Source organism: Opitutales bacterium, from assembly GCA_013215165.1.
Taxonomy (GTDB): domain Bacteria; phylum Verrucomicrobiota; class Verrucomicrobiia; order Opitutales; family JABSRG01; genus JABSRG01.
In genome coordinates, this window is sequence record JABSRG010000003.1 from 57,168 (window position 1) to 79,269 (window position 22,102).

At 51.8% G+C, this 22,102-nt stretch carries 22 protein-coding genes and 1 tRNA gene; 7 read left to right on the forward strand and 16 right to left on the reverse strand.

Translation table 11 applies throughout. From position 1 onward, the window contains the following. Positions 1-141 precede the first annotated feature (141 nt). Positions 142-2,811 carry a glucosidase gene (locus HRU10_00325; protein ID NRA25679.1) on the forward strand — a complete coding sequence of 890 codons (2,670 nt, stop codon included), beginning with the start codon at positions 142-144 and terminating at the stop codon, positions 2,809-2,811. An 82-nt stretch (positions 2,812-2,893) separates the two neighbouring features. On the opposite strand, the gene hprK is transcribed toward HRU10_00325, so the two are convergent. The 4 genes from hprK to HRU10_00345 form a co-directional block, all read right to left on the reverse strand. Beyond that, on the reverse strand, positions 2,894-3,841 hold the full coding sequence (gene hprK / locus HRU10_00330; protein NRA25680.1) for an HPr(Ser) kinase/phosphatase: 948 nt from the start codon (positions 3,839-3,841) through the stop codon (positions 2,894-2,896). Positions 3,842-3,997: 156 nt separating this feature from the next. Continuing rightward, positions 3,998-4,768 carry an LPS export ABC transporter ATP-binding protein gene (lptB, locus tag HRU10_00335; GenBank protein NRA25681.1) on the reverse strand — a complete coding sequence of 257 codons (771 nt, stop codon included), beginning with the start codon at positions 4,766-4,768 and terminating at the stop codon, positions 3,998-4,000. Between the two features lie 12 nt (positions 4,769-4,780). Then, complete coding sequence (locus HRU10_00340) at positions 4,781-5,386, reverse strand: hypothetical protein (protein ID NRA25682.1); 606 nt, start codon at positions 5,384-5,386, stop codon at positions 4,781-4,783. Further along, positions 5,383-5,829 carry a hypothetical protein gene (locus HRU10_00345; GenBank protein ID NRA25683.1) on the reverse strand — a complete coding sequence of 149 codons (447 nt, stop codon included), beginning with the start codon at positions 5,827-5,829 and terminating at the stop codon, positions 5,383-5,385. The genes HRU10_00340 and HRU10_00345 overlap by 4 nt, the downstream gene beginning before the upstream one ends. A gap of 67 nt (positions 5,830-5,896) precedes the next feature. On the opposite strand from HRU10_00345, the gene HRU10_00350 reads away from it, so the two are divergent. Next, positions 5,897-6,175, forward strand: coding sequence for a hypothetical protein (locus tag HRU10_00350; protein ID NRA25684.1), 279 nt, complete (start codon positions 5,897-5,899; stop codon positions 6,173-6,175). 71 nt (positions 6,176-6,246) lie between these two features. On the opposite strand, the gene HRU10_00355 is transcribed toward HRU10_00350, so the two are convergent. From HRU10_00355 to HRU10_00370, 4 genes are read right to left on the reverse strand one after another with little or no spacing between them, the layout of a single operon-like run. Further along, on the reverse strand, positions 6,247-7,617 hold the full coding sequence (locus HRU10_00355; GenBank protein ID NRA25685.1) for a hypothetical protein: 1,371 nt from the start codon (positions 7,615-7,617) through the stop codon (positions 6,247-6,249). Continuing rightward, a complete protein-coding gene (locus tag HRU10_00360; GenBank protein ID NRA25686.1) occupies positions 7,583-8,215 on the reverse strand; it encodes a hypothetical protein in 633 nt (210 codons plus the stop codon). The genes HRU10_00355 and HRU10_00360 overlap by 35 nt, the downstream gene beginning before the upstream one ends. A gap of 13 nt (positions 8,216-8,228) precedes the next feature. Continuing rightward, the gene (locus tag HRU10_00365; GenBank protein NRA25687.1) at positions 8,229-8,753 is read right to left on the reverse strand and encodes an HAD-IIIA family hydrolase; all 525 of its coding nucleotides are present in this window, start codon (positions 8,751-8,753) and stop codon (positions 8,229-8,231) included. Positions 8,754-8,756: 3 nt separating this feature from the next. Continuing rightward, positions 8,757-9,572 carry an AAA family ATPase gene (locus HRU10_00370; GenBank protein NRA25688.1) on the reverse strand — a complete coding sequence of 272 codons (816 nt, stop codon included), beginning with the start codon at positions 9,570-9,572 and terminating at the stop codon, positions 8,757-8,759. Positions 9,573-9,706: 134 nt separating this feature from the next. Here HRU10_00370 and HRU10_00375 point away from each other — a divergent pair, with 134 nt between their 5' ends. Continuing rightward, positions 9,707-10,090, forward strand: coding sequence for a septum formation initiator family protein (locus tag HRU10_00375; protein NRA25689.1), 384 nt, complete (start codon positions 9,707-9,709; stop codon positions 10,088-10,090). A gap of 51 nt (positions 10,091-10,141) precedes the next feature. Here the strand turns inward: HRU10_00375 and HRU10_00380 are convergent. Together HRU10_00380 and HRU10_00385 are read right to left on the reverse strand one after the other, a co-directional pair. After that, positions 10,142-10,228, reverse strand: a tRNA-Tyr gene (locus HRU10_00380). A 205-nt stretch (positions 10,229-10,433) separates the two neighbouring features. Next, the gene (locus tag HRU10_00385) at positions 10,434-11,333 is read right to left on the reverse strand and encodes a LysR family transcriptional regulator (protein NRA25690.1); all 900 of its coding nucleotides are present in this window, start codon (positions 11,331-11,333) and stop codon (positions 10,434-10,436) included. A gap of 77 nt (positions 11,334-11,410) precedes the next feature. Between HRU10_00385 and HRU10_00390 the strand changes: the two genes are divergently transcribed. Further along, positions 11,411-12,850 (forward strand): NADP-dependent isocitrate dehydrogenase, encoded by a 1,440-nt coding sequence (locus HRU10_00390; protein ID NRA25691.1) that lies wholly within the window; start codon positions 11,411-11,413, stop codon positions 12,848-12,850. 3 nt (positions 12,851-12,853) lie between these two features. On the opposite strand, the gene HRU10_00395 is transcribed toward HRU10_00390, so the two are convergent. Together HRU10_00395 and HRU10_00400 are read right to left on the reverse strand one after the other, a co-directional pair. After that, positions 12,854-13,510, reverse strand: a complete 657-nt coding sequence (locus HRU10_00395) for an SGNH/GDSL hydrolase family protein (GenBank protein ID NRA25692.1) — start codon at positions 13,508-13,510, stop codon at positions 12,854-12,856. An 18-nt stretch (positions 13,511-13,528) separates the two neighbouring features. Then, positions 13,529-14,422: an exosortase/archaeosortase family protein gene (locus HRU10_00400; protein NRA25693.1), complete on the reverse strand. Its 894-nt coding sequence runs from the start codon at positions 14,420-14,422 to the stop codon at positions 13,529-13,531. 125 nt (positions 14,423-14,547) lie between these two features. Here HRU10_00400 and HRU10_00405 point away from each other — a divergent pair, with 125 nt between their 5' ends. Then, a complete protein-coding gene (locus tag HRU10_00405) occupies positions 14,548-14,898 on the forward strand; it encodes a hypothetical protein (protein NRA25694.1) in 351 nt (116 codons plus the stop codon). A 182-nt stretch (positions 14,899-15,080) separates the two neighbouring features. Here HRU10_00405 and argS read toward each other — a convergent pair whose 3' ends face one another. From argS to HRU10_00425, 4 genes are all read right to left on the reverse strand, one after another. Then, the gene (argS, locus tag HRU10_00410) at positions 15,081-16,844 is read right to left on the reverse strand and encodes an arginine--tRNA ligase (protein NRA25695.1); all 1,764 of its coding nucleotides are present in this window, start codon (positions 16,842-16,844) and stop codon (positions 15,081-15,083) included. A gap of 164 nt (positions 16,845-17,008) precedes the next feature. Continuing rightward, entirely contained in the window at positions 17,009-17,287 is a 279-nt protein-coding gene (locus tag HRU10_00415; GenBank protein ID NRA25696.1) for a hypothetical protein, read from the reverse strand. A 397-nt stretch (positions 17,288-17,684) separates the two neighbouring features. Continuing rightward, complete coding sequence (locus HRU10_00420; protein NRA25697.1) at positions 17,685-18,155, reverse strand: cytochrome c; 471 nt, start codon at positions 18,153-18,155, stop codon at positions 17,685-17,687. 2 nt (positions 18,156-18,157) lie between these two features. Continuing rightward, entirely contained in the window at positions 18,158-19,735 is a 1,578-nt protein-coding gene (locus tag HRU10_00425; GenBank protein ID NRA25698.1) for a 2,3-bisphosphoglycerate-independent phosphoglycerate mutase, read from the reverse strand. A 437-nt stretch (positions 19,736-20,172) separates the two neighbouring features. On the opposite strand from HRU10_00425, the gene HRU10_00430 reads away from it, so the two are divergent. Beyond that, positions 20,173-20,583: a BlaI/MecI/CopY family transcriptional regulator gene (locus HRU10_00430; GenBank protein ID NRA25699.1), complete on the forward strand. Its 411-nt coding sequence runs from the start codon at positions 20,173-20,175 to the stop codon at positions 20,581-20,583. Then, positions 20,580-22,094, forward strand: coding sequence for a M56 family metallopeptidase (locus HRU10_00435; GenBank protein ID NRA25700.1), 1,515 nt, complete (start codon positions 20,580-20,582; stop codon positions 22,092-22,094). Before HRU10_00430 ends, HRU10_00435 begins: the two co-directional genes overlap by 4 nt. Positions 22,095-22,102 lie beyond the last annotated feature (8 nt).

Genomic DNA, 22,102 nt, shown 5'->3' on the forward strand with positions numbered 1-22,102 from the left:
CAAGGTTAATTGAATGTTTCAGTGGCTAGCAATGCGCGGCTTAGCGTGGAAAATCGCTATCTGAAAACTGTTGATGAAGCGTTCATTCGCGGATGTTCAAAAGTGCTTTGCGCTTCGACTGTTTTTCTTCAAGTTCACGTAATGGATCAAAAATCCCTGATCGATACAGTTGAGTGGAAACGCTTGCAGGCAGATGCCGCGCGGGAGAAAAACTGGAAGCGTTGGGGTCCTTATTTGGCAGAGCGACAATGGGCCACGGTGCGGGAGGATTACTCCGCAGACGGGGATGCCTGGGCTGCTTTCCCCTACGAACACTCAATCAGTCGAGCCTATCGGTGGGGTGAGGACGGCTTGTTGGGTTTTACTGATCGGCAATGCCGGTTGTGCATCGCGCCAGCCTTGTGGAATCACCAGGATCCGCATCTGAAAGAGCGACTTTTTGGGCTGACCGGTCCTGAGGGGAATCATGGCGAAGACGTTAAAGAGCTCTACTACTACCTAGATTCGCTCCCCACGCATGCTTATGCCAGGGCCCTCTATAAATATCCGCAGGCAGCCTTTCCCTATTCCTGGCTCCGGGAGGAGAACAGCCGCCGCGGTCTCAATGACTTGGAGTTTGAGATCGAGGATACGGGTGTCTTCCACGAGAGCCGCTACTTCGATGTCGACCTCGCCTACGCCAAGCAAGGACCGGATGATATCTTGATCACCTACACGGTGACCAATCGTGGGCCCGATGCGGCCCCGGTTACTGTGTTACCCAGCATTTGGTTTCGAAATACATGGGCTTGGGGCTGCGAGCACGAGGGCTGTACGCTCAAGCCGCGAATTGAGATGGCTGATGATGCTGGACTGACCTTGAACCATGAGTCACTCGGGCCCTTCCGCTTTTGGGTAGAATCTGCGGATGGCGATCCCTGGCTATTTACTGACAATGAGAGTAACAACCCCCTGCTCTTTAACAGCGAGCAATACACGCCCTACGTGAAAGATGCCTTTCATCGTTTTGTAGTTCAGGGGGAACCGGATGCTGTAGATCCCGCCCAGCGTGGCACTAAGGCGGCTCGGCTGATCCGCATGCACCTTGCGCCGGGGGAGAGCCGCACAGTTCGTTGTCGTTTGGCCGCACAAAAGCAGGCTCCGGCTGATCCGTTTGCCGACTACGACGCTATTTTTGCCCGACGCAAAGCCGAGCATGACGCCTTCTATGCCGCGGTTATCGAGCAGAATGTCAGCGAGGACGACAAGAACATCGAGCGCCAGGCTTATGCAGGGCTCTTGTGGACCAAGCAGTTTTATCATATCTCCGTGGTCGATTGGCTCAAGGGAGATCCCGATACGGTGAAACCGCCCGAAAGCCGCCTTCAGGGGCGCAATAAAGACTGGAAGCACCTCTTCAATCGCGACGTCTTGAGTATGCCTGACAAATGGGAATACCCCTGGTTTGCCGCTTGGGATTTGGCCTTCCATATGATCCCGTTTTGTCGGATCGACCCCTGGTTCGCGAAAGGACAGCTCACCCTCATGCTCCGCGAATGGTACATGCATCCGAACGGGCAAATCCCCGCCTATGAATGGAACTTTAGCGACGTGAATCCACCCGTTCATGCCTGGGCTGTCTGGCGGGTATATAAGATGACCGGACCGCGGGGGCATCGGGATACGTCGTTCCTAAAACATGCCTTCCTGAAGCTGTCGCTTAACTTTACATGGTGGGTAAATCGGAAGGACGAAACCGGTAAAAACCTCTTTGCTGGCGGGTTTCTCGGGCTGGATAATATCGGGGCCTTTGATCGTTCTAAACCTTTGCCCGACGGCACCTCACTCCAACAAGCCGACGGCACGGCCTGGATGGCATTCTATTGTTCTACGATGCTGAGTATGGCGCTGGAATTGGCGCAGGAGGACCGCGCCTATGGAGAGATGGCGAGTAAGTTCTTTGAGCATTTCATGAATATCGCAGACGCCATGAATACGGTGGGCGAGACCGGCCTTTGGGATGAGAAAACAGGGTTTTACGGCGATAAGCTGCGCACGCAGGACCACGAAATTCCCATCCGTATTCGTTCACTGGTAGGGCTCATTCCCTTGTTGGCAGTGGAGATTTTAGACGACGATGTGACGGAGAAACTACCCGGCTTCCGAAAGCGTATGCAGTGGTTTCTCGATCACCGGACAGATCTGCACGACCAAATTTCTATGATGGATTGTTCGGAGCGAGATGCGCGTCGGCATCTGCTCGCTATACCGTCGCGCGAACGCCTCGAACGCGTGCTCAGCGTTTTGTTCGATGAGGATGAATTTCTGTCTCCCTACGGCTTTCGTTCGCTTTCAAAATACCACGAAGATCATCCATTTGAATTACATCTAGCGGGTGAGACGCACCGCGTGGCCTATACGCCAGGCGAGTCGGATTCATGGCTGTTTGGCGGAAATTCGAATTGGCGCGGGCCTATATGGTTTCCTTTGAATTACATCCTAATCGAGGCCTTAGAACGCTATGGCTACTACTACGGTGACGACTTGAAGGTCGAGTTTCCTACCCGTAGTGGAAATTGGGTGACCTTGACCGAAGCAGCTCGCGGCGTGTCGCTCCGCCTCAACCGTATATTCGAAACAGATCAGGAAGGCGCGCGCCCGGCGCATGGAAAAAACCTGCTCTACCGTGACGATCCGCATTTCAAAGACCTCGTGCTCTTCTACGAATATTTCCAAGCGGACACCGGTCGCGGCCTCGGAGCTAGTCACCAGACCGGCTGGACGGCCTTGGTCACCGAACTGGTCCGCAAAGGTATTGGTGGGGAGATGTAATCCGCGAATACACGCGGATGAATACTAATTTCTTTGATATTCCGGTGCATACTAAGGATTGAAAAAGCCGTTCATTCGTCACTTACTCGCCGCTCATGTGGGCGATGAGACGTTCGTTGAACTCGCGGGCGGAGTCGTGCCCTTGGTTGCGGAGGGCGAGGACCATGGCGGCGACTTCGACGAGCCGAGCCATGTCACGACCAGGGCGGACTGGAATTTCGACTCGGGGGATGTCCATCCCGAGAACCGAGGTATAGTCTTGGTCGAGTCCCGTGCGGTCTTCGACCATGCCTTGTCTCCATTCGACGAAGTTGATGATAAGATCTAGACGCTTCTCGGGGCGCACAGAGCGTACACCAAATAATTTCGCGACGTCGATGATGCCGATGCCTCGACACTCCATGAATCCACGATTGAGTTCTGCGCTGGTACACATGATCTCTCGGTCGCCGACGAGGCGGAGGTAGGTCAAGTCATCAGCTACTAAGCTGTGTCCGCGTTCGATAAGGGCGAGTGCACATTCACTTTTACCGACACCACTTTTTCCCTGGAGCAGGACACCGATGCCTCGGATGTCCATAAGGGTCCCATGTAGAGTGGTCCGTGGGGCAAGCTTATCCTCGAGAAGAACGGTGCCTTCCGTGGTGAAATTTTTCGTGGTAATGGGCGTGCGGATGAGTGGGATGCCGTAGTCTTCGCACATCCGGATCATAGCCCGTGTCGGCATGAGCTGACGTGAGACGACAATGCAGGGGATGCCTTTTTCTGCGATGCGCCGCAGCGAATTGAATTGTTCCTCTTCAGATTGATCGCGCAAGAAGGCCATTTCTCCCGCACCAAAAAGCTGGATACGTTTGTTGGCGAAATACTTGGTATAGCCTGTCATGGCTAGTGAAGGCCGATTAATACTCTTTTCGCGAATCACTCTATCTAGGCCCGATTCACCCGCAAACAGGTGCATATCAAGCTGGTCCTTAAATCCGTCGTAAAACTCGCGGACAGGGATACTTTCGATGGTAGAGACGCGCATCCTCATAATGATTCCTTACAAGAATGATAGCGCGCAACCGGTGCGAGCAAATTGATGCCCATATGGTTCTGGGTCACTACAAAGCGTGCCCCTCCAGGCTATTATGCACACAACATGGAGGGCGGTGCTTCGCCACCGCTTCGGCTGCCTGACAATCTACATTTCAAAATCGTCCCCAAGATAGAATTTCCTGCTATCGGGGTCGTTGATGAGAAACTCGCTGGTGCCGTGGCTGAGGATCTGACCGTCGTAGAGGAGGTAGGCGCGGTCGACGATGCGGAGGGTTTCGCGGACATTGTGGTCGGTGATGAGTACGCTGATTCCTTTCGACTTGAGATCAGTGATGATCTTCTGAACGTCGGCAACGCTGATGGGATCGACTCCACTGAACGGCTCGTCCATGAGAATGTAAGTGGGGTCCATGATCAACGCGCGCGCGATCTCGAGGCGCCGGCGTTCGCCGCCGCTGAGTGTGTATGCCTTTTGCTTACTCAAGTGAGTGAGCCCCATGGATTCAAGGGTCTCGGCGATCTTTGCCTTTCGCTCCGATCGTTTGAGTGGCAAAAGCTCCGCGACGATTTCGATATTTTGCCAAATCGTCAGGCGGGCGAAAACAGAAGACTCTTGGGGCAGGTATCCGATCCCCATGCGTGCGCGTTGATTGATAGTTTTGCGCGTGATATCTCGATCGTCGATTGATACGGCCCCTTCGGTGGCACGGACCAGGCCAACGATCATATAAAACGTCGTTGTTTTTCCTGCTCCATTGGGTCCGAGCAGGCCAACGATTTCACCGGGGCGTATTTCGAGATCGACTCCCTGGACGACCAGGCGTTTGCCGTATTGTTTTCTTAGGCCTTGGGCGACGATCCCTCCAGAAACCGTTGTGGCGGATCCTGAACTTTCCATTTCAATAGTCTTTGCCATTTTAGAGATGGGCTACTCAGTTTTTTCTGCAGGCTTGTCCTCGCCAGATGCTTCTGGAGGGCTGAATGCTTCTTCGATATCGACTCCGAGATCTTCGAAAGCAGGGAGAATAACCCGTGCTCTGCGATCACCTGTTTCGTAGCCTTCGACGCGGGCTTGTTGTTTTCCTTGTTCGAGCACGATGCGCTTGCCTTCGACGCGGGCGCCCTGCACGTCGATAAATACAGGATCTTCCAGCAGCTCAATATAGCCATCTTTGGGAAAGATTTTTACCAGGCCTCCGGTGGCGATACGTCCCTCTTGCTCAATCCTGACATTTCCTGTCGCAATCAGCGATTCGATGCCGCCGATTTGGCCAATGAGGCTCGGGTCTTGGTCGATATTGGTGGCTTGGTCTCGTGTGGCGATGACTTCGAGGATGTCGCATTTGGCCACGAGATTGGTCCCCTCGATTCTGACATTTCCTTCGAAGGTAAAGACATTTTCTCCGGGTGTGCTCCTCAGGATCACGCGATCACTATCAATGATGGTGCGTTCGATTGGGGCATTTTGTGCGTCTACTACTCCAATCAGAATGAGATAGAGGCACATCAAAATCTTGGGTAAATGGGGTCTCATTTTAAAAGGGAGTTGAGGGATAGATTAAATAGAACACGCACGTCTTCTTCGATCATCAGGGTCTGAGTGGGTGTATCCCAGCTCCAATTTTCTCCTGTGACTACAAAAGACTCTCCTTTTGCAAAGACCGAACCTTCGCCTCGGGCTTGTCCTGTTTCGTGAAAGACGGAAGCTCTTTGGCACTCGATGCGTAGAGTGGCTTCCGAGTGAGCGTGGTTGCCATAGGCATGAAAGGTCGCGCCCCTCACATCAATTTGTTCCGCGCTCACGTAGACGCCTTCCATACCGGAAACATCCCAGAGCAAGCGGCCTTCATCGGAAAATATTGGGAGACGGAAATCTTTGATGGGTGCGTTGGATTGGATCTGCGCTGTGAGTATCCCCAGGCCAAGGATACATATAGCTATGGAAGTTCGGGTGGATCTACGGAATAATCGAAGCATAAGTCAGGCTGACAGTTCTCAGAGCAGATAGGTTGCAATTCATGGTCCGACGCCTGAGATTTAATGAATGTTCAAGCTCGCTTGGTCTGTCTTCAAGTATTTTGTCCTTCTACCCATCTTTCTATTCTTGGTATATTTTGGCGCACTCCTGCCCGTGTCTCGCTGCGTAAGTCTGTTAGACGTCCCGGAAACGCTGCGTGAAGGTTGTGATGCTTTTGCCCAATTTGGAGATTTTTGTGCTAAGCATGTCAGGGTTTATCGGGCCTATTACAATGCATGGTTGCCGGATGGGGCTCACATTGAGGGGGAAAAGGTCCCAGTTGATGAGGAGCCGCGGTCGTTGTAGCGGGCCTGAGACCTTCACTGCGAATGCTGCTTACCCGTAAGCGACCCTGCTAACCTGAGTATGGTGTGCCATCAGAGCGGTTTGCTGTAGACGGCCCCGTTGCCATCCTGGAAGTAGATGACGCGATCTTTGATGTAAAATAGTGTCACCATCAAATCTTCATTCACGCGTTCACCTTTCTTAAAGACGATGGGGCCGATGCTTGCGCGTTGGAGGCTCTCACTGTAGCTAGAAATAACTACGGTAGAAATCCAAGCTGAGATATTTGGGTTTTGCGGAATGTTAAGTACGGAGCTCGGCTCCGGATCACTACGAGCAATCCGTTTGTTTTCTCGTGCGGTAACCACCGGTTTTTCGACTGCCTCGATCGGTGGCGTTGGGAGTACGGCGCTCGATTGACCCGCGGCTGTATTCTCCTCTTCCAATGGTGTCGGTGTCGCTTCTAAATCGATTTCGTTAAGCACGGCTCTTTGTTTGTTGTGCTGATCGGCTAGTTCTCGTGCCGTTTGTGTCGTCGTGACCATCTGATTTAGCCGAGCTGAAATAGGATTAGAGGTCTGCTCGGATGAGGAAGTGGTTGAATCGGCCGGATCGGCACTGGTTTCTGAAGTTAGGTCAGTTTCTGCCACCAGTAGCGGGTTGGTGACAACGACAACGGGAGCTGTTTCTTCGGCTGGAGCGGGGACGGGTTCGCTTTGTGTAGTAGTCTTAGCTATTGAAGGCGGACTGGGTGTCGTCGTTGGCGCCGATTCTTCGGTGCCCGCGACAATCAGCCAACCAAAGTACCCACCGAGACCCAGCAGTAAAATGAGGACCGCCGCAAGGATCACTAGGGCAGACTTGCCAGATTGTTGCTTGGGCTCTGCAGTTTCTGGCGTGGCTTCTTGTGAACTCGGCTCCTGTTCTGTTTCGTGAGGCTCCGAATCGGTTACGCTATCTTGAATTGCTTCGCTTGAAGAAGGTTTAGTCTGCTCTGAGGCGGAATCGGCGGCCGTTTTGAGCCCAAGTTTTTTTGGAGCATCGGCTGATATATTTTCTTCCGAGCTCTCTTCTCCATTTTCCAAGCCTTCTGGAGTAACGGCATCAGTTTGAACTGGATTTTGAGCCTGAGTCGTCTTGGGAAGTTTTGGAGTATCGAAAGCGATTTCTATATCAGGATCGAGGAGAGGATCGGGAGTGGCCTGAGCCTTCTTGAGACCCTTGAGTGGGACTTTTTTGAGATCTTTGCCGGCCGACTTGGTATCAGCAGTTTCGGAATCCGAAGACTTTGGCTCTGCCTTTTTGAAAGAAATCGCCTTTTTTTCAGTGGCATTTTCCGAATCCGATTTGGGTTCGGTAGAAGGGTTCTTTTCCGCTGACTCCTTGTTGCCCTCGGGAGTATTTCCAGAGAGCTTGAGGCGCATCGGCTTAGAATCGTTTGGTGTATCGGACTCCTGACTCATCGACAAAAACTACGGCTTGGCCTCTTATTTCGGCAATTTTGACCTGAAGCTGAGGGTTTAAAGTATCTCCATCCCAATACACCTGCCCATCGATGTAGATGCGGTCCTGTCCCTCGTCGTCTGATAACAGCACACCGGTAACGCTAATCTGCTTGAGTAGGTCCACAATTTTAGGATCTGCAGCAATGCGCTTGGGCGGCGATGCAGGTATCGGTAGTGAGGCCGACGGAGTCGTTGCCTCGACTGCTGGTGCTTCTTTGGGCGCTGGCTCAGATAGTGGGGATGGGATGTCAGCGACAGGTTCTGGAGCAGGAATCGGCGTGGGCGCTTTTTCGGCTGCTGGCACTGGAATTTGGGCGACGGTTCGCGCCACGGATTCGGGGGTGGGGGTTTTACCCGAAATGATGTAGAGAGCGACTCCAATCAGAAGCGAAACGACCACCACTGTAATGGAAGCAAACACCCAGGGCCAAGGCGAAGCTTGTTGGGGCTGAACTTGAGCACCATGTTGGCTGCGATCGTCCTTATGGAGCAACATGCCCGTGTTATGTTGCCGGTCTCGCTGGGCTTTCTTGAGGGCTTCGTTAATCAGGGACATGTTTGAAAAGGGACTAAATCGCGCTGGGGTTAAAGGACGCGGTATGGCCGTGAGCTTGGAGTATAAGGTCGCATACTTCGCGGACGGCGCCGAAGCCTCCCGGTTTCTTCGTAACGTAGGCGGCAGCCTCGATGGCGCTGTCGGTGGCGTCGCTTACGGCAATGGGAAGGCCGACGGCGGCCAACATTTGTAAGTCTGCTAAATCGTCTCCGATGTAGGCTACAGCTTCTATGCTGAGGCCCCATTTCTCGACGAGCTCTTGAGCGCGTTCGAGTTTACGCTTTTCATCCACATAGACGTCGTTGATACCGAGTTGTCTGGCTCTGTGTTCGACGACCGGGATGGGGGATGCGCTGATGATGGCGAGATGGAATCCGTGTTCACGTAAGCGGACTAAACCGAGACCGTCTTTGATATCGAAGCGGCGGCTTTGCTCGCCTGATGCTGTGATATAGACGCCGCCGTCCGTCAGCACCCCATCGCTATCCAATATGAGAGCGCGGACTTTCGAGAAATCGGGTTGTGGGGATCGGCTCATGATCTATTTCCCAATGCTGTCGATGTCTTTACGCGCTTTTCTGACATCCCACCAGCCGATGGACTCTGACTGCCGTATGAAGGCTGCAAGTAGAGCCTTGTCGCACAAATTATTGATGCGGCGTGGGGTCCCGCTGGTGGCCCTGTGAATACTGCGCAGTGCTCGAGGTGTGAAGTGGGGTTTTCCGTTGGCACCCGCTAGATTGAGACGGTGCTGTATGTAAGCCTGAGTATCTTCGACCTGGAGGGGCTGTAGGTCATAAAATACGAGAATCCTTTGCCGTAATTGGCGCAGGCGATCTTCCATCAATTTCTCTTTTAGCTCAGGCTGTCCGATAAGGATAATCTGCAATAGCTTTTGGTCGTCTGTCTCGAGGTTGGACAACAAGCGCAATTGCTCCATGACCTCGAAGGAGAGATTTTGAGCTTCATCGATGATCAATACGATATCTTTACCATCGTGAATCCGCTCAAGGAGCGTACGGTTGATTTGATTTTGGAGATCTACCTTCGATCGTGCCTTTGAAGCTTCGCCGAGTTCGCTCAAGATTCCTTTCAGGAGTTGGGTCTCAGACATCCTCGGATTGACGATAAGCGCGGTGTCGTAGCGCTCGGGTGCGAGTTCTTCGAGAAGTTTTCGGCAGAGAGTAGTTTTACCACAGCCGACTTCACCGGTAAGAGCGATGAATCCCTTCTTCTCTTGAACTCCATAGCGCAAGTTCTGCAGCGCCTCTTCGTGAGTCTTGCTCAAAAAGAGGAACCGGGGATTCGGAGTGATGTTGAAGGGCATTTCCGACAGACCGAAGAACTGTTGATACATGGTAAAGAGAACTGCCAGCGCTTTGAGAGGAGGTTAGAAAACGGATTAGATGGATGAGATTTGAGAGAGGAATTATCGTTTCGCACGATCTCTATTTTCGGTGAATATTAGATTTGTGCGATATTGCGCTCTCAATGTTAAGAAAAACTTGGCTTCACACGATTAGTTATGCACATAGTAAGTATTTGATGGGTAGAGGCATCCATAAGGTATTCACAGCCGCGCTAATTGGTCTACAGATTTGCGTGGTTTGCCTCTTTATTCTTTGGAACAGAGAGACACATCAGCATTTGACGACACAGGAAACTCGGGGCGCTGCACTTGAGGAAGAGGCAGCTCAACTCGCGCAGTCTATCGATCAAGGCCGTGCTCACATCCATGCGTTACGCGAAGACAAGGCCTACCTCGAAGCGGTGGCTAGAGAAAAGCTGACGCTCGGTGAAAGTGATGAGTTCCTGGTAAAATTTCCCGATCGCCTTCGTTTTAACGAGGAATCAGCGCTCGGCGTTGATCATTGATTTTGGCGACAAAAAAGCTCCGCGATCATAACCGCGGAGCTTTTCTAAAAGTGGTGGTGAGAACAGGATTCGAACCTGTGAAGGCATTACACCGGCTGATTTACAGTCAGCATCCGTTGGCCGCTTGGATATCTCACCTTTTGAGGAAGCGGAGAGAACAACAGGCCCAGATCGCTTTGCCAAGAGAAAATTCTTAGATGTTTCCTCAAAGGGTGTGACCAGAAGTGCGGGGCAAACTGATGTTTAGTAGGGTGATCGCGAGAGCGATTGCCTCCATGCGGATCAAAGCTCAAGTCAAGCAATGGCTGTCGCCATCACTCTATGCTTAGAATCTTATTTAAATTTAGCTCGTTAAACCCTCTTGGCCAGCACGTTGCAGGATCTCTTCGAGGAACGGGCTGGGGTACCGCCTTGGCTGAGTGATGGCGTAGAAATTCTCTCTCAAGTTTGGGATCTTTATCCAGTCTCGAAGTTCTCCGGTGACTAATTCGTCTTTCACCACGACAGGCGGTATGAGCGCCATGACACTCATTTCTCTGGCTAAGAGGCGAAGGGTGGTCATGTCGTCTGCCTCTGCCGCGACAAGTGGACGGATGCCAGCCTGTTCCATGATGTGGTCGAACTGTATCCCGATGTCATTGGCCCGACTTGGTAAAATTAGAGGGAAACGATTTAAACTGTTGGGGAATTGAAAATCGTTCGGCAAGGCCAATTCAGGCTGCCCGATGAGGGAGACGGGTTGTTCCGCGAGACGGTGGTTGCGCAGAGGGCGATTGCCTTCTTCAGGGGCTGGCCGATTTGCCAGCACCACATCCAGCGTGTGCGCGCGTAGCTGTTCCAACAGTTCGCCTTTACTGGCTGAGTGAATAATTACTTCGACTCGGTCGTCACGAATGAGGCTTCTCAATAACGCGATTTGAAAGTTGCGAGATAGGGTAGCTACAGCGCCGACACGGAAGGTCGAGGCATAGAGTCGGCTGCGGTTGTTGAGCGTGGCGATGAGTTCATCGCCAGTCTGAAAAATGGTTTTTGCGTAATCGAAGACGATGCGCCCTTCCTCGGTCAAATGAAGGCTCTTGTGTTGGCGATCAAATAAAGCGCAGTCCAAATTTTCTTCGAGCTGGCGTAGTTGGATGCTCACTGAGGATTGGGACACATGGAGTCTCCGCGCCGCCTCTGTAAGTGTGCCAGCTTCTACGATACTAAAGAAGTAGCGCAGATGATGATAGTTGAGATTATTCATATATAAAAAAGAACGATTTTATAGAATAGTTAAATTATACAAATCAATAGATGGTGTTATCTTCTTCTCACCGCATTATGAGCAAGCAGCATCACATCACTTTAGCACCCGGAGACGGGATTGGACCCGAGATCATGGACGCCACTTTGAGGATACTCAAAGCAGCGGACGCTCCCCTTACCTGGGAAAGCGTCCGATTGGGAGAAACCGTCTTCAATGAAGGTATCTCATCGGGAATCGAGCCCGCTGCGTGGAAATCGATGCGCGCGACTGGCGTGCTCCTCAAAGGGCCCGTGATGACCCCGCAGGGAAAAGGCTTCAAGAGCGTCAACGTCACTAAACGGAAGTCGCTGAATCTCTTTTCCAATGTGCGTCCTTGCAAAGCCTACGCGCCCTTTATCGCATCCGCGCACCCAGACATGAATCTGGTCATTATCCGAGAAAATGAGGAGGATCTTTACGCGGGTATTGAGCACCGGCAGACGCCTGAAGTGCATCAAGTATTAAAGCTCTTGAGTCGGCCAGGATGTGAGAGAATCGTGCGCTACGCCTTCGAATATGCTCAGGCCTACGGCCGCAAAAAGGTCAGCTGCATGACAAAAGACAACATCATGAAGCTGACAGATGGTTTATTCCATCAGGTCTTTGAAGAGGTGGCCGCCGAATACCCTGAGATCGAACACGATCATTATATCATCGATATCGGTGCCGCTCGTTTGGCTGATACGCCTGAACAATTTGATGTGATCGTTTCGCTCAATCTCTATGGAGATATCCTATCAGACATTGCGGCTCAGATCGCTGGTTCTGTGGGGTTGGCCTCGTCTGCAAACATCGGCGATACCCTGGCGATGTTTGAAGCGGTCCACGGTTCTGCTCCAGATATTGCAGGCAAAGGGATCGCCAATCCTTCAGGCGTCCTCATCGCGGCGACGCAATTGCTGGTTCATCTGGGCGAGGCCGTGTGCGCAGAGAAAATCAAGAATGCTTGGCTCAAGACCATTGAGGATGGGATTCATACCGGGGATATTTACCAAGAGGGTGTCAGCTCTGAGCGTGTGGGGACAGCTGCATTTGCGGATGCAGTAATCGCCCGCCTCGGCTTGAGTCCAGAGAAACTGGCTCCAGTGAATTATGAACCCAACGCCATCCAAGTATCCACACAGTCCGTGATAGCGAAGAAGGAGACGATCGGTGTCGATGTCTTCCTGTGCTGGGACGAAGCGGAACGCGATCCAGGAGCTTTGGCCGCCAGACTTGAATCCGTCGATAGCAGCACGATGCGTCTTCGGTTGATTACCAATCGCGGTGTTAAAGTCTACCCAGACGGTGCGCCTGAGACTTTCTGCACAGACCATTGGAGGTGCCGTTTCCGTTCAGATTCTGATTGCGTTCAATACAGCGAAATCCTTGATCTGCTACGCTCTATCAGTGGAGCGGGATTGGACGTCATTAAAACCGAAAATCTCTGCACCTTCGATGGCGTCCCTGGCTTCTCCATGGGGCAGGGCGAATAGCGCCTACCAATCAAATCCGATCGCATCCAGCAGGGCGCGGGCGAGACTCATGTGCCCTGCTGGGCCCATATGAATGCGATCCCAGGCGATGGCAGTCGGGTGGTGAACGTCAGTCAGTTGATCCACGGCGCTTTGGCTATCGACGAGTAGAGCATCAAACTTATCGGCCAGCTTTTCAACGATGGCGGCATACTCTGCCATAAGCACACGCATTTTGTCTTTGGGGTCTTCCTCTACGACGTAGGGGGTCACTAAGATCAGCCCATCTAAAGATCGCCGTGTCTGCTCCAGCAGTTTTGTATAAACAGTTTCAAACGTATCCAAAGATACGTGCTGATCTCGGTTTGTAGGTGAATCAAAGTGACGCCATACATCATTGATTCCTACAAATACACTTAGCCAATTGGGTTTGAGTTCGATCACATCCTCGTTCCAACGGTCCAGTAAATCGAGGATGCCATCACCAGATATGCCTCGATTGCTGACTTTTATGAAGGCCGCGGGATAACGCGATGCGAGGAGTGCATGTATGTAAGAGACATAGCCGCGGCCCAAGCCGACCCATGGGTCGTGAGGCAACATTTCTCCGGCCTCTGCACGGTCTGCGTTGGTTATAGAATCGCCGATGAAGACAAAGCGGGAATGGGGTTGAACGAGCATGTTAAAGATTATGTGGGGTTACTTGGGTTCTAGAGGTATCTTTCGCTTCGGAGCCCAAAGTCTCCATATCAGGAAAAGAGTTCCAAGAAAGGTGACTGTTCCCACTATTTCGTGCATGACGAAATAGTGCTCACCAACCAATGGTGCTAGAATCAGAATAATTACGATACGCAGCGTATTGGCCAGGTATCCGAGGAGGAGAGCGCCTGCGACAGTCAAGCATGCGGTGATCACACGACTTCCACGGGCGACAGCGAGTAGACTTGCCAACAACACAGCTGAGCCCATGACGCCAAAACCATTGCATTCTGGAGCTACTTCGAAAGGGCGCCCGTCGACCACAAAAATGAGTTTGATAGTGTTCGATGTAGTATCCTCAAAGAGCCCCAATTTCGTCTCTACGCCCAAATTTTTGAAAATCCAATCTGCGTTGTGCCCTGCAAGCATTCGCAGCGGCCAGTCGATCGTAGGGAAAACGATAACTAGCAACAGAAAGACGCAAAATGCCAGAGTCCAACCGTAGGCGATTCTTGGGAAACTATTTCCTAGAAAAATGTGCAGCCAGGCAAAGATCATCGCGGTCAGAGCTATTGGATACAGCACAGAGATCTTAAGGATGAAACCTGTGAGGAGAAACAGAGTCGAGAGCGCTACAGCGAAGAGAACGGGTCGCCCCATGATTGGCTGCAGCCTAACCTTCTCGCGTTGATCCAAGGTCAACATCACGCCTGCGAATCCTAGAACAATAAATGCATGTAGGATCTGCGACTCTTTTGATGCGGCGTCATACAGCCAAACCATAAGGGGCGCAAATGCTAGGATAGAAGCGATACCTAGCAGAACGATCTCAAGCCACGAGGTAGGCCCAGCGTTCACGCCATGAGTCGAGGTAGATGGTGGGGAATCGCTCAATGACGAAGAATCTCAACTATAAATGAGCTAATGGAAAGCACTATAATGTCACAAAAATGAAACAAAAATTACGTAAATGTCACATTGAGACTTGAAATTCACATAGTGGTCCTTTTACTGCAGATATGGAAAATTCATTTCAAGTTTCTTACATCGGCCGCTTCTTCTGGATTTTTGCATTCCTTGGATGCATCACTCTCGGCCCGTCGGCGTATGCGAGCCATCACGACTCTCACGACAATAGAGAGTCTTCATCTATTGTATTACCTGCTGAATTGAAGAGTCAGTTCAGCGCTAGCGATTTCGTGATCGTTCAATATCAGCGATCTTCGGACATTGGCTCAGATATCTCCATTCAGATCATTGCTTCCACTGCACCTCGGGTAAATGACATCATCTTGGAGAAGCTACGATCTCACCCGTGTCACCTGCCGGTTGACGGTGAAGTTTTCCGTAGACGTATATTACTGAAGTAGTATTTCTAAATTTACTCAGGACATTGTCATTGAGTATTCAGGTCAAAAGCCGGAGTGTATATATAGATGCTCCGGCTTTTTGTTTATTCGGCATTCCGAGCCGATATACATCCCTGGGAACGTCAAGCCCCAGCTCGGCATTGGGCTTTGAGCCAAATGCGCGATGTAAGTGCCTGTTTCACTTACATCCGCTCCAAAGTCGGTATGCCCAAAATTCCCAGCCCCAACTTAAGAACCTGCAACGTCTTTTGACATAGCATGAGACGGCGTGTGCGGACCTCCGAGTCTTCGACATCGACTTTGTCAGCATTGTAAAAGCTGCTGAAGCTCGAAGAGAGCTCAAAGAGATAGCTACAGATGAAGTGAGGGCGTAGATCCGAAAGTGACTGTTTCACTGCATCGGTAAAGCCCATCAATTGACGAGCCAGCGCCCGCTCAGCGTCTGTCTCGATGGCTGAGTCGGTCTTAAAGTCTTCAGCCGGGTCCTCCTCGAGCTTTCGAAATATACTGTTAATCCGAGCTACTGCATAAAGGAGATAGGGAGCTGTATTCCCTTCGAAGCTCAGGAGTTTGTTCCAGCTGAACACATAATCCGTTGAACGGTTCTGTGACAGGTCCACATAACGAATAGCGTTTACGCCAACCACCTCCGCGATGTGGCGCCGCTCGTCTGAGCTGAGGCTTGGGTTTTTCTCTGCGACGATTTTTTCGCAACGCTCGATTGCTTCGGCGATCAGGTCTTTCAACTTAACTGAGGTGCCTTCTTTGGACTTCAGCGGCTTATTATCCTCGCCGAGAATTGTTCCAAAGCTGACATGCTTCATTTCCGGTAGATCCCAGCCGCGCGCCGCATACCATTTATTGGCGGTCAGGAAAAGCTGCTCGAAGTGATCACTTTGCCGCGAATCTACCACGTTAATCATCCCGCTTGCCTTCAGCTCATGCGTACGGTCATAGATCGTTGCGAGATCGGTTGTGGCATAGTTTGAGGCGCCATCGGCTTTGCGGATGATGAACGGTTGCTTTGAGAAACGCTTGTGTTCGGGATGGAATACTACCTGTGCACCTTGGTCTACCTCTGAAAGACCGGTCTGCTCCATCTCACCATAGATGAAATCTACCTGATCACGGTAATAGCTCTCGCCATGGACGATATCGAATTGGACGCCCAGCTGATTATAGATCCGTTGAAAAACGGTCCAGCTTACCTCGGTAATCTTCTTCCAGAGAGCGACGTTCTCAGGGTCGCCCGTCTGGAGCTTGACCAGTTCATCGCGGACGGTTTGTGCCAATTCCTCGGAGGATTTGTAGGCGGCGTAGCCGTCCTTGTAAAATTGTTCCAAGTCTGCAATCGGGTCCTCGTGATCGGCATCCAAGTCATAGCCGGCCGCCTTGATCCCATAGATGATCATCCCAAATTGGGTCCCCCAATCGCCGATGTGGTTGTCTCGAATGACATCGGCTCCGGCAAATTCGAGTAAGTTGGCGATAGCGTGGCCGATGCAAGTCGAGCGGATATGACCTACATGCATTTCCTTCGCGGTGTTGGGGGAAGAGTAGTCGACAACGATCTTCTGTCCCGCCTTCAATGCCGAGCAAGGCTGTCCAAAAGCATCGGCATCCTCATGAGCCATAAGCCATTGTGTGAGGGCCTCTTTGGAAAAAGTAAAGTTGACGAAACCCGGCCCCGCTAGGCTGATTTCCACACCCGCGGCCTTAAACACACCCGAGGCGACCAAAGCATCCATCAGCGTCTGACCTAGCTGGCGTGGATTGGTCTTATTGCGTTTTGCGAAGGGCAACACACCATTGGCCTGGTAGTCGCCAAAACGCGCATCTGCCACCCGCACATCTGGCTCAAATGAGTCGTCAAAAGCGTCTATCGTCCGTGCTACTGCGCGGACTTGTTCTTCAATAGTTGATGCAGGGTCTAGCCAAGCGTCCATCGCGCCATCGAAGCTGAGGGGAGATCACAGGTCAAAGTTTTTGCTTGAATCCGCTAAGACACGCGAATGAACACTAATTTTTTTGAAAGAGAAAACTGGATAGTGCCATCATCGAAAGGTAAAGGCCCCCAAACATTTACATTAATCGGCAGATAATATTCCTGTTATTTTACCAGTCTCGGGATTGCCCCCACCGGGAAAAACCGGAACGCCGAGTCCTGCACCCATTTGAGCAACACGGCTTGGTTTCCATGTAGGACTTGGGCTCTGTAGAAGGTTGGCCGACCTACTTGAATCACCACTTCGAAACCCGCAGTTTTGAGGAGCTCAATATCATCTAAAGCTGATTGGGCTACGATTTCAGGTTTGTCGTGCGAAATATCGATGTCGCGTGAGTAGCGAATTGTGTCAGCTGCCTCATTGAGAACCGTGGCACCGAACACAAAGCTGTCCTGAGAACGAGAAGGCTACAAAGCTGCAAAGATTGCCTTTTGAAATGCACTTATTGGCATAATCGATCTGCCAATAAGAACGCTCGTTGATCCCCGTGTTTCCTGAGTCCGTCAATAATCAGAGGTAGACTTTCTTTGGTCACTTCGAAATTCGGAGCAAACGACCAGAAGCAGAGCGTCCGATACTGTTGAAAGCTTCTTTGGCTAAAGCTATGTGTCGAGCATCTGTATGAGTTGTAGGCACCTGAATGTTATCTTGGGTAACTTTGGCTACATCTTCAAGACTATGCTCGAGACAAGGCCTGGACAGATAAAGGCGGTGCTATTCAAAAGATTCGCGTTAGTTCGCGTCCATTAGCGGATGAATACATTCGCTCTATCTCGCGGATCACTCACCGCGAACTAAGCTGACCATCTCGGGTGACACCCCGCTCGCTCCGTCGCCAAATGCGTTGCGGGTGTAGGAGACGACTGCGGCGACTTGTTGGTTACTGAGGTGGTCGTGCGGGAGCATACGGACCGGCCACTTGGATGGTGCGCCACCCAGGGCATCACTGCCCCGCAATACCCAGTCGATGAGGACATAGGGATCACCAGCGAGTTTTTCGGATCCAATGAGTGACGGTTGCATCCCCGGCATACCTCGGCCGTCGGCCATGTGACAGGCTAAGCAAGATCGAGTGTAGACACGCTTACCTTGATCAATCACAGCTTGGCTGACTGTGACCGTAGCGGGATCGATGATGGCGGGTAGGGTGGAGAGGTCGACCGGTTCAGTGGCCTCCTCGGTTTTTCCACCACCACACGCGGAAAACGATAGGGCGATGATTGAAATTAGAGCAGAGACGGAGGTTCTCATGCTCACACAATCAGCGATTTCCCTGTCATTTCCACCGGTTTTTCAATTTTCATGAGATCAAGGATGGTGGGCGCTATGTCGGCCAGGCGATTATCCTCTTGGAATAGCGTCTTCTCTTTGACCGCTGCGCCATACAGCACGAGTTCGACAGGATTGAGCGTGTGTGACGTATGAATCGCATCAGAGTCGGGGAAGCCCATCTGATCGCAGTTGCCGTGATCTGCGGTCACGACAGCAACACCGCCTATTTTGTCGATGGCTTTACAGAGTTTTTCTACGCCACGATCTACGATCTCACAGGCACGCACACAGGCAGGAATACTTCCAGTATGCCCGACCATGTCAGGGTTGGCAAAGTTAACTACGATCAGTCCGAAGCGTTCGCTCAAGATGGCTTCTTCAGCGGCATCCATCACGCCTTGAGCCGACATCTCGGGAGCCTCGTCATAGGTGGAAACGCCTGGACTCGGCAAGACTTGGCGCTCTTCCTTGGAAAAGGATTCGTCGCGGTAGTCATTAAAGAAAAATGTGACGTGGGGGTATTTTTCGGTCTCAGCGCAGCGGAACTGCCGGATACCCTTATCGGCGAGAAAACTGCCAAGGATGTTAGGCATTTTGGGCGGTTTCGGGAAGACGATGTCAGGGCACAGGCCCTTCTGGTAGTCTGTCATGGTGGCATAAACCAGATCGAGTTTTTCACCGCGATCAAAGCCGTCGAAGTCATCGGTAATGAGTGCGGCGGTGATTTCTCGTGGTCGGTCGCCACGGAAGTTAAAGAAGACCACGGAATCACCATCGGAAAACGTAGCACGGGGCTCACCCGATTCATCGGCGATCCAAGTAGGGGGCACAAATTCGTCGCCTTTCATCGACTCACCCGCCGGAGCATCATAATAACCTTGAATGGCGGCTTCCGCCGAGATCGCGATGGGTGCATCTTTGCCGGTCAGCATATTGTAAGCTCTCTCTACCCGGTCCCAGCGTTTATCGCGGTCCATCACCCAAAAACGGCCGCAGACCGAGGCGATTTGGCCGATGCCGATCTCCTTACACTTGGCCTCTAGATCCTTAATGTAGCCCAAACCGCTGGTAGGTGCGGTATCGCGCCCGTCGGTAAATGCATGGATGTAGACTTCCTCAATTTCTGCCATCCACGCGATCTCAAGGAGCTTGTAAAGGTGTTCGATCATGGCATGGACTCCGGCATCGGAGACGAGTCCCATCAGATGGAGTTTCCCGGAGCCTGATTTTGCCCGGTCAAAGGCTTTTTTCAGCGCAGGGTTTTCCAGCATAGCACCAAGATCCTCCAGGCCCTTGTTGATGCGCATGATTTCCTGATCCACGATCCGGCCTGCTCCGATGTTTTGATGACCGACCTCGCTGTTGCCCATGATCCCTGGTGGTACGCCCACATCGGGCCCGTGCGCGGCCAACTCCGTACGTGGCCACTCAGCGGAAAGATGATCGCAAAAGGGGGTATCTGCCTGAGCGATTGCGTTGAAAGGTGCCAGTTCCGGGACGTTGTTCACGCCCCAGCCATCACGGATTGCGAGAAGGACCGGTGTCATAATCTCGACCATTGCGGGCGTGAGCCCTCAGGCAAGACGGGAATCGGCGAAATCACGCATCTCTTCAGGAAAAATTATCCGCGAATCCGATTGAGTGCTTACGGACTGATGGTCCTCGTAGGAGACATCTCTACAAAGCTGGGAACGCCGTGCCCCAGCTCGGCTCTTCGAAAACCATGTAAGTCAGTTGAAGGATAATCCGCTAATGAACGCTAATTCACGCGAATGGTTTAATGCATTTTGGCCGCGTGTATTTGTGGTGCCTTTTCAACATTTTTAGAGTGGGCCGTCAGTCTGTGTTTCTGCCCAACATTAGCGTGAGTTCGTGTCTATTAGCGGATCTGAAACAGGTTGGTTTTGTCGGTGAGTTATGTCCCGTTGATGTATGAATTGCTAAAATTTTAACTTTTAGCTTGCGTGAGTCTGAATTGTTAGAGAACTAACACTTCATGCCAAAAGATGATTTAGATGCCCTGAGTCGACGGGAGCGGCAGATTATGGAAATCCTGATTTCGCAAGGCAGTGGCTCTGCAGCCGACGTGCGAGAGGCTCTATCTGACGAGATCAGTGATTCAGCTATTCGGACTTTTTTACGTATCCTCGTTCAGAAGGGCCATGTGGTGCATCGTAAAGAGGGGAGGAAGTTTATTTACTCCCCGACCACCTCACCCGCCAAGGCGAAGCGCCGTGCGGTCCGCGATGTGGTGGCACGTCTCTTCGACGGATCTCTCGCCGGAGCCGTCGCTGCTTTCGTCGGCGATAGAAACGACACACTCACTCCTGAAGAAATCGGCCGAATTGAGCAGCTGATCGAGCAGGCTAAACAGCGCCAATCCTCAAACACTACCCCAGAAAGATGATTCCTGAATCCCTGTCATTATTCGCGGACATCACCATGAAGACATCCGCGATGCTTCTGCTCGCTTGGTTATTCGATCGCCTGGGAAAATTTTCATCGTCGCAGGTCGCTGCATTATGGACGATCGCGTTTGCCGCAGTCGCGGCTACGCCACTAACCCACTGGTTGCCGAGCCCGATATCGGTTTGGGAGAGCATGTTTTTCGATGCTGAGGAAACTTTTGTAGTATCTGTCGTTTTCTCGGATTCCCAAACCTCAGACACTCGGACGATCGTTAATAACTCAGCAACGGGTTCCGTGCTTCATAGCATCCACTTCGGTTGGTATCTGTGGGGCGCCTGGGGCGCGGGGGTGTTCTTCTTTCTTTGGCGCTGGGTGCGTGGTTATTTGAGAGCGCGCAGGATCACTCTGGATTCGGTTTCGTTGAACGACTCGGAAATTAGGCTGCCCTTGTCAGAAGACGATGTGATCTCATCCGAGCACATACGGGTGAGCGATGCGGTGCCTTCGCCCTTTCTATTCGGTTATTTGAACCCGACCCTGATGCTACCTGCTTCAGCTGATCGCTGGTCCACCGGAAAACTCGTTGCTGTTTTCGCTCATGAGAAAGCTCATGTGCGAAGAAAAGACCTATGGGTTCGAGCACTCGCGGAGGCGGTGACTGTAGTCTTTTGGTTCAATCCACTGGTCTGGCTCGCAGCCCGCCGGTTGAGACTAGCCCAGGAGAAAGCCTGTGATGATCTTGCTCTCGAATCAGGTGTGGAGCCTCTCGCCTACACATCGACACTAGCACAGATGGCGAGTGCTCTCATAGACGACTTACCCGACGCCTCGACCGTCTCTATGGCGAGAAAGTCAACACTACGCAGTCGGGTTGAGGCGGTTTTGGATATGAGTCAAAAGCGTTCTCCTGCCGGCGGCAAATTTTGGTTAGCTTGTATGCTCACCACGGGATTCTTAATTTCGACAACAGGTGCTCAGGAAGTTCGGAGTTCTGATACCACTTCCACGCCGATCGATCCGCTTACAGGACCTGTTGAGCCTGAAGAGAACGTAGTGGAAATACGCATGAAGGTCATTCAGGGAGTGCGTTCGACGGTTGAAAATGGAGCTTCCGCACCTCCACTTTATTTGACTGGCGCAATCGGCGGGGTTCAATTACCCGAAGATATTGGTGATGCTTTGGCTGCTCCGCCTATCACGATGCTGGAGAATCGCACCGGGGTCATTACGGTTGGCGATGATTATCTGGATAACGGCGTGGAGAAAACTGTGGGTCTCCAGACGAAAGTTACCGTTACAAATCTGGAAGATAAGTCCTATCTAGTTCAGTTATCTGTTACGCTGTCGGCACTGCAAGAGGCAGGGAACGGTGAACTCGATTACAAAGAGAAAACCACTCCGTTTGAGATCGTTATGGAATCTGGGCAATATGCCCTCATTCCTGGTATTGAAACACCTGACGAAGACCAAGGAGGTATTACTCTGCTGATGGAACTCACCCGACCATAGCTCGGCGA